This window comes from Pseudovibrio sp. JE062 (genome assembly GCF_000156235.1).
GTDB lineage: Bacteria > Pseudomonadota > Alphaproteobacteria > Rhizobiales > Stappiaceae > Pseudovibrio.
Genome location: NZ_DS996819.1, coordinates 23,405 through 40,514 on the forward strand (window position 1 = coordinate 23,405; position 17,110 = coordinate 40,514).

Below are 17,110 nucleotides of genomic sequence, written 5' to 3' on the forward strand. Positions count from 1 at the left end.
GGGCGGCTGCACCACACCTTTATTTATGGCTAAACCATTTTTGGGGCAGCATTCTGTGCAGGACTGAACTGATGCAAAAGACCGTGCTGATTGTTGAAGACAACGAACTCAACATGAAGCTGTTTAACGATCTGCTTGAGGCTCATGGCTACGCGACCTTGCAATCTCGCAATGGGATGGAGGCGCTTGAGCTTGCTCGTGCACATAAACCGGATCTGATCCTGATGGATATTCAGTTGCCTGAAGTTTCGGGGCTTGAAGTGACCAAATGGATCAAAGAGGATGACGAACTGAAGATCATTCCTGTGATCGCGGTAACGGCTTTTGCCATGAAGGGCGATGAGGAGCGCATCCGTCAGGGTGGGTGTGAGGCTTATATCTCCAAGCCAATCTCCGTGGGTAATTTCCTTGAGACCGTTTCAGGCTTCTTGCAGGACACATAAAACAACCGTGATTATTTTTGATTGTGGTTAATTGGTAAATTGTGTTCAGCTAGAAGTTGCAGGTTCGCAAATCATCAGGAAGCAACGCTTTAGTATTCTGCTTGAGATTGTCAGTTTTCACTGGATGAAAGACTCACATCAAAAGTCGTAGGTCTTTGAAACTAGATGAAATCACCGAGTGAGTCTTGCGGGAACTGCAGGGTTTCTGTGTGGTTGCCTCTTGAAAAACGGCGGTTTCTTTCCTTTTGTTGTGTATAGGTCAAGAATCCCCTCCATTTTCAGGAGCGCAATTACCTTAAAGCTTTACTAAAGTCGTAAATGTTGCGATGGTGATATACGATATCATCTGCATCATGAAATTAATGACTGCAAGATCGCAGTATTGGCTCTTGGTTGATTGAATAAATCCCAGCAATACTGCCAGATAGACTCCCTACGGAGCGCTCAGGTCCGCCGCATCTCCTGGGTCCGTGGGGTTGGCCGGCGAGTAAACGGGTTCTGAGTGGCCTCCTCGTGTCATCCGGTTCTCGCCGGCCACCAATTCTCTTCCCTATCAACAAAATGAGACATTGCTGTACAAGCGCATGCTGTGCGCTGGGCAGTGTTCGCCTGCGCGGATGAGATGGTGTGTGGTGAGAGCAAGATGGGTTTTAAGGTGGTGTGATCCGTCATTCAGTCTGGGGCAGTTCGTTATGTGTCAAAGTTTTTGGTAAGGCCAATTCCCTTTGAAATTGAAGCGGAAATGACCGTGTTGACGGGACTATACTCAGTCAAAATCCTCTTGTGTAAGGAAATGTTGTCTACCCCTGACAATTGAGTGAGGAGGCGCAGGAGAGCACGAGCGGGTGGGGTGCTTTTACTCCTGAAAACCATTGCTTTAAGAAGGGTGTTTCGCCTGATTATTGGTGCTGCGCATACAAAAAAGGCGCTTGCAAAATGCAAACGCCTTTTTTGAAAATTCAGCTGAAGCCAAGACTTACTTGATCTTGGTTTCTTTGAACTCAACGTGTTTCTTTACGACTGGGTCGTACTTACGCTTCACCATTTTTTCGGTCATGGTGCGGGAGTTCTTTTTGGTCACGTAGAAGTAGCCGGTGTCCGCAGTGGACTGCAGCTTGATCTTAATGGTGGTCGCCTTGGCCATCGCTAAGGATCCTGTCTGTTTTCGGCCTTTTGAAAGTGGCCGGTTGTTTTGTTTGTCCCGGTGGCACCCTCACACCTTCGCTTCGGGGTAGGGTGCGCTTCCGGTGAAACTTTGGGAATTCAGCGCGCACATTACTAATCACAGGGCTAAAGTCAAGATGCATTAGCGGGCTGCGCCCAGTCTTGTCCCCCTTATCAGGCATATAATTACGTATGCGCCCAAGAATCCTGCAAATACCAGTGGTAGTCCATTGGCTCCCCACGTGGAAAGAGCAAGACCCGTAGAGGCAGGTCCGACTAATTGTCCAATGGAGTACATGAGGACAAAGGCCGCATTTGCGGATGCCAGATTAGCGCCGTCAAAGCGTGCACCCAGATGTGTGAGGCCAACGGTGTAGAGGCCTGCAACCACGCCGCCCCAGACGAAGAGAAGGGCGCAAATGCCATAGAAACTGCCGGATATCGGGATCATGAGCAGCGCGCCGATAACGCCAAATGCACCGCAATAGATGAGCAGGTGGCGGCGGTTCATACGGTCCGACAGCATGCCTAAAGGGATCTGCAGCACCATGTTGCCAGCGGCCATTGCGGAGACGAGCAGGGTGGCTGTTTCTGCTGTCAGGCCGATTTTGAGGCCGAACAGAGGCAGCAGGGAGATGCCGGATTGTTCCACAGCTCCAAAGACAAATCCCGCTAAGGTGGCAGCCGGAGCTATCCACAAAAAGGCGTAGAGCTTTGAAGTTGCTTTGCTTTCGATTCTCGGCGCTGCGTTGAAGCCGACGAGGACAGGCAGGGCAGCAATGATGATGCCAGCGCCAGCCAGAAGGAATGGAAGCGCGCCTGTTGTGCCAGCATAGGCAAGTACCAGTGGGCCTGATGCAAATCCGAGCGCAAGCACTGTCGCATAGACGCCCATCAGGAAGCCTCTGTGTTTGGACGGTGCTAGTGCGTTGATCCAGAATTCTGAGAGAATGAAGGCGGAGGTGGTTGCGCCATGGAACAGCAGGCGCAGCGGAAACCATGCCCAGAAGTTTTCAAGCACAAAGAAGAAGGGCAGTGAGAAGCCGGCAACCAACAAGCTGATCAGGAGAGCCTGAGGTGTGCCCAGCTTACGGGCAAGATACGGACCGACTGGTGTGGCGACAATAGAGGCGACGCCGGAGAAGGCGGTGTTGATGCCGATCCAGGTGTCACTGATGCCGCGATACTCAAGCGTGAGTGCCAGAAGAGGAAGGCTTGCGGACAGGGAAAGACCAACAGCGGTAATCGCTGCGATGGCGGCAATGATGCCACGGACTTGTCTGGGGGAGAGGGAGCTGGCTAGCGTGCCCGATAACTGAACCATTTACACAACTGCATTCTGAGCTCGATACGAGCAAGTGATTTGCAGCATAATGAGCTCATATGCACTCGCACATCATGCATCAAATCATTTTCATGCGCATATTCTTATCCGAAAACCTAAATCTCTTTTCGGGAATATGCTGTAAATGCTTCTATCAGGAAAAGTGCAAGGCGCAACACATAGTATCGCAGTGATATATGTTTGTTGCGCCTTGGGTATTCTGAATTAGATTTCTTCGCGCGCGAAGCCGTCGTTCTTCCAGTAGTAGTATGGAACCGGACCATTCGGGGAAAGCTCAGGGTCTTTCGCCAGTCGGTTCTCCAAGTCTGTCAGAACAGCCAGAGTGATGCGTGGCAAGTCCAGCTCTTTGCATTGCTCGATTGGCAGCCACTGGAGTTCTTCCAGCTCTTCTGTCGGACCGATGCCGGTTTCCAGCTTGTGCGCGATCTGGTCAGCCCAGACAGCAAAGAAGCGCGCGTCAAAGCGACGTGTTCTGCCTGGAGGAGTGATTGCACGTGCTACGAAGCGCAGTGGCTCAAGATCTGGCTGGATGCCCAGTTCGTCAAATGCTTCAAAACCCGGACCAACAGGTTCGCTGTTGCTCTCAGTTTTGGTGCCAACGAAAAGGCCTGCTTCCTCATAGGTTTCGCGGATGGCGGCAATTGCCAGTGCGCGCAGGCGGCTTTCCGTTTTGATCTGCTTTTTGTCGTAGTTCAGTTTGGCCAGTACGTCCGGATGATAGTCGCGAACATATTTTACGCGGCTGTCTTCGGAATCAACGCGGCCGCCTGGGAACACGAACTTACCCGGCATGAACTTGTGCGCCATATGGCGTTTGCCCATGAGCAGGTGCAGGGAACCATCTTCCTTGCGATCCAGAATAAGCAGTGTGGAGGCGTCTTTCGGCCTCAATGGTTGAGCGCTCGGATCGTTGTTTTCTTCCGCTCGCTCAACTTTGACTTCTTTCGTCAGGTCTTCCGTGGACATTCCTTACCTCTGATTGGCGCGTGTCGGGCCAAAACTAGGTGCTTTGCCTGCAGTTGCAAAGCCATCCATACGTAGCGCCCATTGCAAACCAACCAGAGCGCCCTTGATGGGGCGTAAGAAGGCGAGAGACATGATGAGGGTCAAAGGCAGCCAGACAGCCATGTGAAGCCACATTGGCGGCACGTAGGCCATCTCTACCCACATGGCCAGCGCAACAACGACGTGGCCAACGATAAAGATTGTGAAATAGGGCGGGGCATCATCCGCGCGGTGGTGGTGAAGCTCTTCACCACAGTTGTCGCAGGATTGCTTCACGCTCAGGTAGCCGTTGAAGATGGAGCCAACGCCGCAAGAAGGGCATTTGCAGCGCATACCGCGCAGCACCGCTTCTCCGGTATTCCGATCTTGATGGGTATTCATTTATACCTGCCTTTCCCGTCCCGTAAATGCAGGGGAGCGCACGTAAGTTACCTACGCTTCCGCTTATTTCCGTCTTTTGACCGGCGTAAACCTTTTGGCTTGCTTTTGTTTCTTGCTTGCCAACCCTTGTGCTTAGCAACCCGTCCCGCTGCCTCGCCCTTGGATTTGCCTTTCGACAACATTTCAAACCGCAAAGCCCCCGCAAATGGGGCGGCTTCTACCAGTTTGACCTGCACAGCATCACCAAGTTGGTAGGTTTCACCAGTTGCTCTGCCCACAAGGGCATGAGCTGATTCTACATATTCGTAGTAATCCATACCAATGGTAGATGCAGGAATGAACCCGTCTGCGCCATTTTGTAGCAGCTTGACGAACATGCCTGATTTGGTCACTCCGGCAATTCGCCCGGAGAATTCCGCACCAATCCGTTCGCACAGATAGAGAGCAATCAGGCGATCTATAGTCTCGCGTTCGGCCAGCATTGCCCGGCGTTCTGCGGCAGAAATCTCAGCTGCGATGGCTGGGAGCTTCTCTTCGATACCGTAGGGCAGGCCGTCATCTCCAAGGCCGAGGGCGCGGATGAGAGCGCGGTGCACTATCAAATCTGCATAACGACGAATTGGAGATGTGAAGTGTGCATAACGTCGAAGGTTCAGGCCGAAGTGGCCGATGTTGTCGGCGTTGTACTCTGCCTGTGCCTGTGAACGTAGCACGACCTCGGACACCATGGTCGCGCTGGCCGTGTCCTTGAACTTGTCGAGGATGTTGTTGAACACGGATGCGCGCAGGCCGCCAATGTGGGGTAGCTTGACGTCCAAGGTGGAGAGGAAGTCCCGCAGGTTCTCCAGTTTTTCCGGCGTTGACGCGTCATGCACACGGTAGAGCAGGGCAGATTTGCGCTTCTCCAGTTCTTCAGCGGCCGCCACGTTGGCTTGAATCATGCACTCTTCGATGAGTTTGTGCGCATCCAGACGATCCGGGACGACGATCTGGTCCACGGTGCCGTCCTCTTTGAGCAGAATGCGGCGTTCCGGGATGTCCAGTTCCAGCGGCTGGCGCTTGTCACGACCACGCTTCAGGATCTCATAAGCTGCCCAGAGCGGTTGGAGAACCGGTTCCAGAAGCGGTCCGGTGACATCGTCTGTGACGCCATCAATGGCTTTTTGAGCCTGCTGATAGGACAGCTTGGCTGCGCTGCGCATGATGACGCGGTGGAACGAGTGAGAGATCTTCTTACCGTTCTTGTCGAAGACCATCCGTGTCGCCATGGATGGGCGGTCTTCTTTTTCGCGCAGGGAGCACAGGTTGTTGGAGATGCGCTCTGGCAGCATCGGGATAACGCGGTCCGGGAAATAGACTGAGTTGCCACGCAGCAGTGCTTCCTTGTCCATCGGGGAACCGGGCGTCACGTAAGCTGCCACGTCTGCAATGGCGACGTAGACGATACAGCCGCCTTCGTTCTCTGGATTGTCGTCCAGCTGCGCGTAGACCGCATCGTCGTGGTCTTTTGCTGTTGCCGGGTCGATGGTGATCAGAGGGATCGCGCGCCAGTCTTCACGACCTTTGCTGCCGACAGGCTTGATGTTCTCAGATTCTGCGATCACCGCACCCGGGAACTCATTGCGAATGCCGTGGGTGTGGAGCGCGATTTCGGAGACAGCCATTTCTGAGGTGGTGGAGCCAAAGCGTTTGACGATGCGGCCACGCGGTGTGCCGTATCTGCCAACTTTGTGGACCTCCACTTTGACGAGGTCACCGTCTTCAGAATCCAGCAATTCACGCGGATCCACGTCGATCTCGCGCTGCTTACGGTCGACTGGTTCCAGCGTTGCGGCTTTGGTTGCCTTGTTGATGCGCAGGATGCCGAGGATGTCGGTGTCGTGGTTTTCAAGGCGCTTCATCACGCGCACGACGTGCTCGGCTTCTGGTGATCCATCCAGATCATCCATCAGCTTTACGAGGGCGCGGTCACCAATACCCGGAACCGGGTTGAATTTATTTTTGTTCTTTTGCGGCAAGACGAGGACGTTCGGCGGCTCACCATGCTCTTCATCCCAGTTCATCGGAATGCCGAGGAGCTCACCGTCGCCAGTTCTGCCAGTTACTTTTACTACGAAGACAGGAGGAAGGTCGCCCGGACGCAGCATGCGCTTCCGGCGTTTCTCGATGTGGCCGCTTTCGGCCAGATCTTTCAGCATTCGCTTGAGGGGGATGCGCGCTGCGCCGACGATGCCAAAATGGCGGGCGATTTCGCGTTTGCCAGCTTTGCCGGGGTTGTCGGCAATAAACTTCAGAATGTCTTCGCGGGATGGCATCTCTGCCGGTCCCTTGTGTCTTTTTTCAGCGGCCTTTTTTCGGCTCAATGTATCTCATCCAGTGCAGCTTATTGGCTGCGAAAAGGGGCTCCCGATGATCGGAAGCCCTCGTGTTTCGTTATCCGGAGAGTAACGGGGGGATCTTAACCCTTCTTCGCGTTGATCAGCTCAATTGCCTGTTCGCGGGTTACCGTCTCCGGGTCTGTTCCTTTTGGCAGGGAGACGAACTCCTTGCCCCATTTGATCCGGACACCGAGGCGGCCACTGTCACGCAGCTCCATCGCTCCACCATCCGGATGGTCGCCAAATTCTTTCAGTGCCCCTTTAGGCGCTGCTTTCTTGGCAGTTGTTTTCTTTGCAGCTGCCTTCTTAGCAGGTGCTTTTTTCTTTCCTTTGGTTGCTGCTTTTGTGTTCACAAGCTCAATGGCCTGTTCCAGCGTGACAGCTTCCGGTGCAACGTCCTTTGGCAGGGTTGCGTTGATCTTCTCCCACTTCACGTATGGGCCGTAACGACCGCTGTATACGTTGATGGCGCCGCCATCCGGGTGGTCGCCCAGCTCTTTGAGTGGTTTTGCAGCAGCTCCGCGGCCTCCACCCTTCGCGCGCTTTTCAGCAAGCAGGGTTACGGCGCGGTTGATGCCGACAGAGAAGACTTCGTCCGGGCTATCCAGGTTGGCGTAGGTGCCATCGTGCAGGACGAACGGACCGAAACGGCCCAGACCTGCGGAAATGGTCTTGCCATCTTCCGGGTGTGTGCCGACTTCGCGTGGCAGGGAAAGAAGCTGAAGAGCTTTTTCCAGATCCAGATCGGCAACGCTCCAGCCGCGTGGCAGGGAAGAGCGCTTTGGTTTTGCTTCTTCGCCCAACTGTACATATGGACCAAAACGGCCAGTACGCAAGGAGACTTCCAAACCAGTTTCCGGATCGATACCCAGAACCTGTGGTCCATCCGCTGCTGCACCTGCATCAGAATCTCCACCAGAGGTGAGCTGACGGGTGTAATCGCAGTGTGGTGGGTTCTCGTTTGGCTCTTTGCCGTCTTTTTTGTCTTTGTTGTAGTTGGAGCAGCCAACAAACGCGCCGAAGCGGGAGACTTTCAAAGACAGGCGACCGGTATCACACTTCGGACACTTGCGTGGATCCGAACCATCTTCCTTATCCGGGAAGACGTGTGCTTTGAGGGTTTCGTTCAGAGCATCCAGCACTTCTGTGTTAGAGCGCTTGATCACCTCATCACAAATTTCGTGGAACGGGTTCCAGAAGTCACGCAAAACGGCTTTCCACTCCAGATCACCGGCTGAAATCTTGTCGAGCTGGTCTTCAAGGCTCGCTGTGAAGTCGTACTCCACATAGCGGTTGAAGAAGTCCTCAAGGAATGCCGTTACCAGACGGCCTTTGTCCTGTGGGATCAGGCGCTTTTTGTCTAGTTCTACATAACCGCGATCACGCAGGGTCTGCAGTGTTGCAGCATATGTGGACGGACGGCCAATGCCGAGCTCTTCCATCTTCTTCACCAATGTTGCTTCGGTGAAGCGTGGTGGAGGTTCAGTGAAGTGCTGGTTGGCTTCAATGCCTTTGCGACCAAGGCTGTCGCCTCGTGTCATTGGTGGTAGGCGCTTGCTTTCCTCGTCTTCCTCATCATCTTTACCTTCCTGATAAAGGGTGAGGAAGCCGTCGAAGCGAACAACAGAGCCAGATGCGCGCAGGGCAGCTTTCTTAGCGCCGTTTACAGCATCAATGTCTACTGTGGTGCGTTCCAGAACGGCAGATTCCATCTGGGAGGCGATGGTACGCTTCCAGATCAGCTCGTAAAGGCGTGCGCCGTCTTCGTCGAGGAACTTTGCCATGTCACGTGGGTGACGGGTCAGATCAGTCGGGCGGATCGCTTCGTGCGCTTCCTGAGCGTTTTTCGCTTTGGAAGAGTACATACGCGGCTTTTCAGGCACGTACTCATCGCCATAACGGGATGCGATAACACCACGGGCGCTTGTAATAGCTTCCTGAGCGATCTGCACACCATCTGTACGCATATAGGTGATCAAGCCGGTTGTTTCACCGCCAATGTTGGCACCTTCATAAAGCTTCTGCGCAACCTGCATGGTGCGCGCTGCTGCAAAGCCGAGCTTACGGGAAGCTTCCTGCTGAAGGGTGGAGGTGGTGAACGGCGCGTATGGATTGCGGCGCTGTGGCTTGCTCTCAACGTTAGAAACCTGGAAGCTTGCTCCATCAAGCATCTGCTTGATTGTAGTGGCTTCCTGCTCGTTCTTAATGTCGAGACGTGTGATCTTCTGGCCGTCAAAGCCTGTCAGGCGTGCCTGTACCGGAGCGTTTTCCGGTGTGTTCAGGTTTGCCAGAATGGACCAGTATTCCTGTGACTGGAATGTTTCAATCTCGTTCTCGCGCTGGCACACAAGGCGCAGTGCAACAGATTGCACGCGACCTGCGGAGCGAGCGCCCGGTAGCTTGCGCCACAGAACAGGAGAGAGGGTGAAACCTACCAGATAATCCAGTGCGCGGCGGGCCAAATAAGCATCGACAAGCGGCTCATCCAGTTCGCGCGGATTTTTCATCGCTTCCAGAATGGAACTTTTGGTGATCGCATTGAAGACCACGCGCTCAATCTTCTTGTCCTTCAGGACGCGTTTCTTTTTCAGAACTTCCAAGACGTGCCAGGAAATGGCTTCCCCTTCGCGATCGGGGTCAGTTGCGAGAATAAGGCGGTCAGCCTCCTTCACCGCGCTGGCGATTTCCGACAGGCGCTTTTGAGATTTGGAATCCACAGACCAGGACATGGCAAAGTCGTCGTCCGGCAATACGGAGCCGTCCTTCGGAGGCAGGTCGCGCACATGGCCGTAGGACGCCAGAACTGTATAGTCCTTGCCCAGATATTTGTTGATGGTCTTGGCTTTCGCCGGTGATTCCACAATGACTACGTTCATTGATTTCCTGGCTTTCGCGTAAATCTCGTCTTGGAATTGATAAATCAAAAACCGTTTTATGAGTCGAACCGACACAATCTCGGATGACTTCGCGGCTGTCAAATGGCCTTTTCAGATCAATTGGTCAAGAGCGGAAAAGCCACTCCCTTAATTTTCCTTGGGTCATATTTTGGTTGTGCTTGATAAAATATACAACCTAAGGTAATTGCATTAGTTGCTATAACCCTCAGATTGCAAAGCGCTTTTTGCCATGTGAGGCTTGTGTCATGGTTGCATAAGAAGGTTAAAAAGCTTGCGTAAATACCCGTTGCCGAAAAATGACAGAACAATCGAAACTCACGATGTGGCCGAGTACTGCGCCAAAATGTGTCGTGAATTGAGTGACATGGCGCGAACACACAGGTTGGATCTGCTTGGGTACTTATTGCTGCTTGCGCAGAAGGAAGCGGAAGCGCGGTCTGGCAAAGCTTCAGAGGAAGAAGAGCCCCCCGAGCTGGCCGATGCAGCTTTAGAAGCGGAGTGATCACCCACATTATTATGTGGTGCCTGTGTGGATCATGGAAAGCTTGTTGGGCTTGTGCCGTTCTAGTCGCCCAGCTAGTTCTATTTCCAACAGGATGAGCTGAAGCGTTTGCAAGGAAACGCCTGTGAAACGCAGCAGTTCGTCCTGATCTATGGGTGTTTCGCTTAAGGCATCGATGACTGCTAGCCTGTCCTGTTCGTTGGCGTTGAGCGGGGGAGACGGGCTGTTGGTGTCAGGGCTGTCCAGCTTGGGCCAGTTGCTTGTGGGCTCTTCAATGCCCTGATGTAAGGGCAGAGACATGGAGATCTTTGGCTCCATGATATCCAGTACATCATCAACAGACTGAACTAGGGCGGCGCCTTGCTGGATCAGTTTATTTGCGCCTACAGAGCGCGGATCCAAAGGTGAACCGGGGACTGCCAGGATTTCGCGGTTTTGCTCCAAGGCGTAGCGGGCGGTGTAGAGAGAGCCGGATTTTTCTGCGGCTTCAATTAAGATGACACCCAATGACATTCCCGAGATAAGGCGATTGCGGCGGGGGAAATCCCGTGCTCGCGGCTGCCAGCTGATGGGCATTTCGGAAATTGCGGCACCATTGGTGGCAATCATGGATGAAAAAAGTTCCAGATTTTCTTTGGGATAGACTGTGTCGATGCCGCCAGCGAAGGCTGCGATGGTGCCGGATGACAATGCGGCATGGTGTGCGGCGCTGTCTATGCCTCGGGCGAGGCCGGAGATGATCGTGAAGCCTTGAGTTGATAGTTCACCTGCCAGCTGGGTAGCAAACTTGGCTCCAGCCGCGGAGCAGTTGCGGGCGCCGATGATGGCCAGAGTTTTCTGCGTACCGGTGAGCTCCTGCTGGAGCGGGTCTCTGGCCCGAACAGCCAACAAAGGCGGCGGCGCGTCTATATGTCTGAGGAGAGGTGGGTAGGCTGGCTCGCCTAAAGCAATGAGGCGAGCGCCTATCTTATAAAGAGCAGCCAGTTCTGCTTCGGCTTTGTCCTGTGAAAAAAGGCGATAAGATTTCTTACCGCCTCTTCTTGAGAGTTCTGGCAGGGCATCGAGTGCTGCCTGTGCTGAGCCGAAATGATTGAGGAGCTCACGAAAGGTTCTTGGACCTACATTTTCGGAGCGTATGAGACGAAGCCACGCGAGCCGTTGGGTGTCACTTAGGTGTGGTGCCCGGCTTTTGGTGGCTGTCTCCATTCAACTCATCCCTTGGAACCGATCTTGCTTTCCTTGCCTTTCAGCAGGCGGGCAATGTTCTCGTGATGTTTTGCCCATAGCAATATGCTGAGTATTCCCATCATTTGCGCAATTTGCCATTGATCGAAAGCCAGCAGAATAAAGGGAGTGACAAGGCTTGCCACCAGTGCTGACAGGGATGAGAACTTGGTGATGTAGGCGGTGGCGATCCAAATGGCGATGAAGATGACGCCCACCGGCCAGAAAATGCCAAGCAGAATGCCGATATACGTTGCAACGCCTTTGCCGCCTTTGAACTTCAGCCAGACCGGGAAGAGATGGCCGAGAAAAGCACCGAGACCTGCGATCAGGGCTGCGTCATTGCCCATGTAGAGGCTGATGAGAATAACGGCGACCGTGCCTTTGAGGGCGTCGCAAAGCAGGGTGAGGGCAGCAAGTTTTTTGCTGCCAGTGCGCAGTACGTTGGTGGTGCCGATGTTGCCAGAACCGATGTTCCGGATATCGCCGTGACCTGCCATTTTTGTGAAGAGCAGGCCAAACGGAATGGAGCCAAGTAAATAGCCAAAGGCCAATGCAGCCAGATAGTAGGGTAAATCAAGGGACCAGCTGATTGGATCAGGCACGGGTGTTCTCCAGTTGTTGCATTAAAGCAGTGTGCCTTGCCGTTGGGCTGAGCACACTGCTTTAAACTTTCTTGCGTAACGCGGGATCTGTTCTGAGCTTTTGAGGCTGTTCAGAAGAGTGCGTTAAATTGCGTCATGATCTAGGATGCCGCCTGCAACAATGGTTGTCAAAACCCGGCCTGTTAAAGTTTCATCCTCGAAAGGCGTGTTCTTTGAACGGGACCGAATTTTCTCTTTTTCTACAATCCATGGCTTTTGCGGATCGAAGATGATCAGGTCCGCTGGTGCGCCTTTGGAAAGGCGACCGGCAGGAAGACCAAGACGGTCCGCTGGATTGCAGGTCATTGTTGCAAGCAGTTTGGAAAGTGAGATGTCCTCATTCAGAACGAGGCGCATTCCAGCTCCAAGCATTGTTTCCAGCCCTAAAGCACCATCTTCGGCTTCTGCAAAGGGGTGACGCTTAGTTTCCACATCTTGTGGGTTGTGATCGGACATAATGATGTCGATTGTGCCATCTGCCAGTGCCTTGACCATAGCCTGACGATCATCTTCCGTGCGCAGCGGCGGCGACATTTTATGGAAAGTCCGGTATGGCCCGATGTCGTTTTCATTAAGCGTCAGGTGGTTGATGGAGATGCCTGACGTCACGTTCAGGCCTTCGTTCTTGGCTTTCTGTATAGCTTCTGCACTTTGTGGACAGGAGATCAGGCGGGCGTGATACTTGCCCTTTGCCATGGCAACGAGGCGCATGTCGCGCTCGATTGCGACGAACTCGGCCTCGCGTGGGATACCTCCGAGACCCAGCCATGAAGCGCGCAAGCCTGCGTTCATGACACCAGAGCCTGCCAGATCCTTGTCCTGCGCCTGATGCACCACCAGCGCGTCGAAGTCGCGGGCGTAGGTCAACAGGCGGACCAGAACAGAGGAGTTGGTGATTGGCAGTCTGTCGTTGGAAAAGGCGATAGCCCCAGCTTCCTTGAGCAGGCCGATCTCACTCATGTCCTTGCCAGCCAGTCCCTTTGTGAGGGCGGCCATTGGGTGGACGTTGACGATGGCTGTGTCGCGGGCGCGGCGGAGCATGAAGTCCACCAGAGCCGGGTCATCGATCACCGGGTCCGTGTTTGGGCTGGTGAGGATGGTGGTTACGCCGCCGATGGCTGCTGCACGGCTGGCGCTTTCCAGCGTTTCGCGGTGTTCTGCGCCGGGTTCGCCAACACTAACGCCCATGTCGATGAGGCCTGGAGCGACGACGGCGCCGTTGCAGTCAATGGTTTTTGTGCCTTCTGGAGCGCCCTGATTGAGGGCATCTGCGCCGGCGGCGACGATGTTTCCGTCCTGAACGAACACTGCACCGGCTTCGTCAACACCGTTGGCGGGGTCAATGATGCGGGCGTTTGTCAGGACCAGCGGGTTCACATTCTTGATCATGCGCTTGTCCTTCTTACACGTTGTCAGGGAGGTTTTGAGCGAGCGCTTCAAGCACTGCCATGCGAATTGCAACACCCATCTCCACCTGCTCGCGGATCAGGCTTTGTGGGCCATCTGCGATTTCTGCGGCGATCTCCACCCCGCGGTTCATTGGACCGGGGTGCATGACCAGAGCATCAGGTTTTGCATAGGAGAGTTTTTCTGCGTCCAGACCGTGGTAGCGGAAATACTCACGAACGGATGGTACAAAGGCGCCGCTCATACGTTCGCGTTGCAAACGCAGCATCATGACGATGTCGCAGCCCTTAAGTCCTTCGCGCATGTCTGTGAATACTTCTACGCCCATACTATGAATACCAGAGGGCAGTAGTGTAGAGGGAGCTATGACACGCACGCGGGCTCCCATATTGGAGAGAAGGATGATGTTGGAGCGCGCGACGCGGGAATGGCGGATGTCGCCGCAAATGGCTACTGTCAGACCACCGAGGGTTCCTTTGTGGCGGCGGATGGTCAAGGCATCCAGCAGAGCCTGAGTTGGGTGTTCGTGAGGGCCGTCACCGGCGTTGACGACCGCGCAACCGACTTTGCGAGCCAGCAGGTGAACTGCACCTGCGGCGTGGTGGCGAACAACCAGCAAGTCAGGACGCATTGCGTTCAGGGTTGCAGCTGTGTCGATCAGGGTTTCCCCTTTCTTCACCGATGAGGTGGAGACCGACATGTTCATCACATCCGCGCCCAGACGCTTGCCTGCAAGCTCAAAAGAAGATTGGGTGCGGGTGGAAGCCTCAAAGAAGAGGTTGATTTGCGTTCGCCCACGCAGAACAGCTTTCTGCTTTTCTACCTGTCTGGAGACTTCGACGGCTTCGTCGGCAAGGTCCAACAGGTAATTAATGTGGGGAGGCTGCAATCCCTCGATACCGAGGAGATGGCGATGCGGGAACGCTGAGGATCGATGTGTGATATTCTTGCTCATCGAAGACCCTTCTATAGGCAGAAACACCGAGTTCGTAAAGAGCTCAACGGATGTATAGTTTTTATTGTGCAAATCGCAGTTGCAACGTGCGCGGTAACCTATCAAAATCGCTGGGGCAACTCGCGGGAGGAAAAATGGATAAAGTTTCACAAGCCACTATGACGACAGGGGTGATCAATCAGGCCCCGCCATATTGTGGGTACAACCTTGCCGAGAGTGATCCAATTCTCCTTGCTGATTTGGGTGGTACAGGGTCCAACGATTCTGCACGCGAAGAGCTTATCAAGTTTGGTGAGCAGTGTGGAGCCGCAGATGCACTGGATCTGGGCAGATTGGCAAATGTTAATGAACCGGTGCTTAAAACCCACGATCCATATGGTCGCCGCCTAGATGTTGTCGAGTTCCACCCATCCTACCATGCGCTGATGCGCCGCTCGTTTGAAGCTGGCCTGCACAGTGCGTCCGTCGAGTCCATGGAGCCGGGTGGAGACCGTGCGTTTTATAACCGCGCCCGCAAGTATTTCGTGATGAGCCAGGTGGAAGGCGGGCATCTTTGTCCGGTGACCATGACCAATGCGTCTGCCATGGCTCTGACACAGGCTCCTGAGCTTGCCAAAGTCTGGAACGAACGCATTTTAAGCCGCAAGTATGACCAGCGCTTCCGTCCTGCGAGCCAAAAGATGGGCGTCAGCCTTGGTATGGGTATGACCGAGAAGCAGGGTGGTTCTGACCTGCGCCAGATCATCACCCGTGCGGAAAAAGTTTCCGACGATACTTACGTGATCAACGGCCACAAATGGTTCTTCTCTGCACCGATGTGTGATGCGTTCCTCGTGCTGGCGAAGCTGGAAGAAGGGCCGACCTGTTTCCTCGTACCGCGTATTCTTGAAAGCGGTGAAGTGAATGGGCTGGACTTCCAGCGTCTGAAGAACAAGCTGGGTAACAAGTCCAATGCGTCTTCTGAGGTTGAGTTCAATAATGCTGTTGGCTTCCTTGTTGGTGAAGCGGGTAAGGGCATCAAGACCATTTTGAAGATGGTTACGCCGACTCGTGTTGACTGCTGCATTGGTTCAGCTGCGCTTATGCGTGCGGCGATTTCCAGAGCGGTTCATCACACCTCCAATCGCAGTGCATTTGGTGCTCGTCTGATCGAGAAGCCTTTGATGCAGCGTGTTCTGGCAGACATGTCTCTGGATATGGCGGCCAGTGAAGCACTTGCGCTTAAGCTGGCGCATTGCATGGATCAGGAAGGTGAGGACAGTCAGGCAGCTGACTTCCTGCGGATCATCACACCAGCGGCCAAGTACTGGATCTGTAAGAGTGCAGAGAACGTAGCGGCTGAAGCGATGGAATGTCTGGGTGGTAATGGCTACGTGGAAGACCACGATATGGCCCGTATCTACCGTGAAGCTCCTGTGAACAGCATCTGGGAAGGCTCCGGCAACATCATGGCGCTGGATCTGCTGCGGGCCATGCACCGTACACCCGACAGCTTCATGAACGTTCTTGGTATGCTGGAAGCGGATCTCGGACCTGCTGGTAAGGTTTCGGTTGAAGTGCTGCAGGCTGCTGCGCGTACTTGTCTGGAAGACGAGGGCGGTGCACGTTTGCTGACTGAACAGCTGGCGATTACGGCTGCTGCTGCAGCGCTGAAGGAAGTTGCTCCTGCGGCGATTGCCAATGCGTTTATCGAAACCCGTATGGCTGGCCAGTGGCGTTCAAGCTATGGCATGCTGGATGCGCGTTATGATGCGATGGGCATTCTGGAGTGGCTTTACCCAATCAAGTAAGCCACGACCAATAACCACGCTGGAATAGTGATTGCGGCGGCGACTGTCTGAAGGGTCAGAATTTCGGCCATCAGTTTAGCGTCGCCGCCCATTTTTTTTGCCAGAACATAACTCGCACCAGCCGCTGGAACCGAGAAGACCAGTGTAACGATGGTTGCTGAGATTTCGTCCAGTCCAAGTGTGAGCGCAAAGCTTAAGGCAATGCCGGGGGCAAGTACGTTGCGCAGCAAGAGCGCAGATGTGAGCGCTGGGCCGGGACGACGCAGAGCGCCTAGATCCAACGCAGCGCCGACACATAGCACTGCAATCGGTAGAGCAGCACTTCCCAGAAATGTCAGGTAGTTGGCGATCACTTCAGGGATCTGGCCGCCCGAGGCGTTGATCAATCCACCCGCTGCCACGCTGATGATGAAGGGATTCTTGATCAGCTCTCTTGCCAGCAATTTGGGGGAGGGTGCAGAGCCACCTGCATAGATGGATAGGATCAGCACGCAAAGTAGGTTTGCAGCCGGGATCATAATCGCCATGATCACAGCGACCAGTGCCACACCTTCATCCCCAAAGCTGTTGGCCGCAATCGCCATAGCGACGAACCCGTTCCAGCGCACGACACCCTGAAAGATTGAGGTGAAGCGAGGGCCAGAGATCTCGAACTTCTGTTTGAGGACTGGTTGAAGCACGAGGCAGAGCACTGCCAGTATTGAGAAGGTTCCCAGTACCGAGATGGTGATCTCGATGACCGGCATCGCTGAAAAGTCAGAGGTTCCCACGTTGATCAGGATGATGGCGGGGAACAGAACCCAGTAAGCCAGATCTTCCATACCGCTCCAGCGTTCTCTCGGAATGAGATTGCGGTGGCGGAGGAACCATCCCGTGGCTGTGAGGAGCAGGACAGAGATGATGGCTGACAGGGCAGAAAACATGCGTGTGCTTTTCAGGCTGTTGCTCGGACGAAAACAGTCCTTGCAAGTGGAT

14 protein-coding genes are annotated in these 17,110 nt (G+C 54.2%); 3 read left to right on the forward strand and 11 right to left on the reverse strand.

Annotated elements, in window-relative coordinates:
- Window positions 1-71: 71 nt before the first annotated feature.
- Window positions 72-443, forward strand: coding sequence for a response regulator (locus PJE062_RS24945; protein ID WP_008552987.1), 372 nt, complete (start codon window positions 72-74; stop codon window positions 441-443).
- 976 nt (window positions 444-1,419) lie between these two features.
- Here PJE062_RS24945 and rpmG read toward each other — a convergent pair.
- From rpmG to topA, 6 genes are all read right to left on the reverse strand, one after another.
- On the reverse strand, window positions 1,420-1,587 hold the full coding sequence (gene rpmG / locus PJE062_RS24950; RefSeq protein ID WP_008552972.1) for a 50S ribosomal protein L33: 168 nt from the start codon (window positions 1,585-1,587) through the stop codon (window positions 1,420-1,422).
- Window positions 1,588-1,749: 162 nt separating this feature from the next.
- Window positions 1,750-2,931 carry an MFS transporter gene (locus PJE062_RS24955; protein WP_008552980.1) on the reverse strand — a complete coding sequence of 394 codons (1,182 nt, stop codon included), beginning with the start codon at window positions 2,929-2,931 and terminating at the stop codon, window positions 1,750-1,752.
- Between the two features lie 225 nt (window positions 2,932-3,156).
- Window positions 3,157-3,918: an NUDIX hydrolase gene (locus PJE062_RS24960; RefSeq protein ID WP_008552965.1), complete on the reverse strand. Its 762-nt coding sequence runs from the start codon at window positions 3,916-3,918 to the stop codon at window positions 3,157-3,159.
- A 3-nt stretch (window positions 3,919-3,921) separates the two neighbouring features.
- Complete coding sequence (locus PJE062_RS24965) at window positions 3,922-4,338, reverse strand: DUF983 domain-containing protein (protein ID WP_008552989.1); 417 nt, start codon at window positions 4,336-4,338, stop codon at window positions 3,922-3,924.
- A gap of 47 nt (window positions 4,339-4,385) precedes the next feature.
- Window positions 4,386-6,653, reverse strand: coding sequence for a ribonuclease R (gene rnr / locus PJE062_RS24970; protein ID WP_050773983.1), 2,268 nt, complete (start codon window positions 6,651-6,653; stop codon window positions 4,386-4,388).
- Window positions 6,654-6,796: 143 nt separating this feature from the next.
- Window positions 6,797-9,592, reverse strand: coding sequence for a type I DNA topoisomerase (topA, locus tag PJE062_RS24975; RefSeq protein WP_008552945.1), 2,796 nt, complete (start codon window positions 9,590-9,592; stop codon window positions 6,797-6,799).
- A gap of 292 nt (window positions 9,593-9,884) precedes the next feature.
- Between topA and PJE062_RS24980 the strand changes: the two genes are divergently transcribed.
- Window positions 9,885-10,115 carry a hypothetical protein gene (locus PJE062_RS24980; protein WP_008552926.1) on the forward strand — a complete coding sequence of 77 codons (231 nt, stop codon included), beginning with the start codon at window positions 9,885-9,887 and terminating at the stop codon, window positions 10,113-10,115.
- A 12-nt stretch (window positions 10,116-10,127) separates the two neighbouring features.
- Here the strand turns inward: PJE062_RS24980 and dprA are convergent, their stop codons facing one another.
- The 4 genes from dprA to PJE062_RS25000 all read right to left on the reverse strand — a co-directional run bounded on the left by dprA (window position 10,128) and on the right by PJE062_RS25000 (window position 14,345).
- A complete protein-coding gene (gene dprA / locus PJE062_RS24985) occupies window positions 10,128-11,321 on the reverse strand; it encodes a DNA-processing protein DprA (protein ID WP_008553003.1) in 1,194 nt (397 codons plus the stop codon).
- A gap of 5 nt (window positions 11,322-11,326) precedes the next feature.
- The gene (plsY, locus tag PJE062_RS24990) at window positions 11,327-11,944 is read right to left on the reverse strand and encodes a glycerol-3-phosphate 1-O-acyltransferase PlsY (RefSeq protein WP_008553005.1); all 618 of its coding nucleotides are present in this window, start codon (window positions 11,942-11,944) and stop codon (window positions 11,327-11,329) included.
- Window positions 11,945-12,067: 123 nt separating this feature from the next.
- Window positions 12,068-13,372, reverse strand: coding sequence for a dihydroorotase (locus PJE062_RS24995; RefSeq protein ID WP_008552935.1), 1,305 nt, complete (start codon window positions 13,370-13,372; stop codon window positions 12,068-12,070).
- A 13-nt stretch (window positions 13,373-13,385) separates the two neighbouring features.
- Window positions 13,386-14,345, reverse strand: coding sequence for an aspartate carbamoyltransferase catalytic subunit (locus PJE062_RS25000; RefSeq protein WP_037038224.1), 960 nt, complete (start codon window positions 14,343-14,345; stop codon window positions 13,386-13,388).
- A gap of 134 nt (window positions 14,346-14,479) precedes the next feature.
- Here PJE062_RS25000 and PJE062_RS25005 point away from each other — a divergent pair, with 134 nt between their 5' ends.
- Window positions 14,480-16,135: an acyl-CoA dehydrogenase family protein gene (locus PJE062_RS25005; RefSeq protein ID WP_008552928.1), complete on the forward strand. Its 1,656-nt coding sequence runs from the start codon at window positions 14,480-14,482 to the stop codon at window positions 16,133-16,135.
- Here the strand turns inward: PJE062_RS25005 and PJE062_RS25010 are convergent.
- Complete coding sequence (locus tag PJE062_RS25010) at window positions 16,120-17,058, reverse strand: AEC family transporter (RefSeq protein WP_008552979.1); 939 nt, start codon at window positions 17,056-17,058, stop codon at window positions 16,120-16,122. The genes PJE062_RS25005 and PJE062_RS25010 overlap by 16 nt on opposite strands.
- Window positions 17,059-17,110 lie beyond the last annotated feature (52 nt).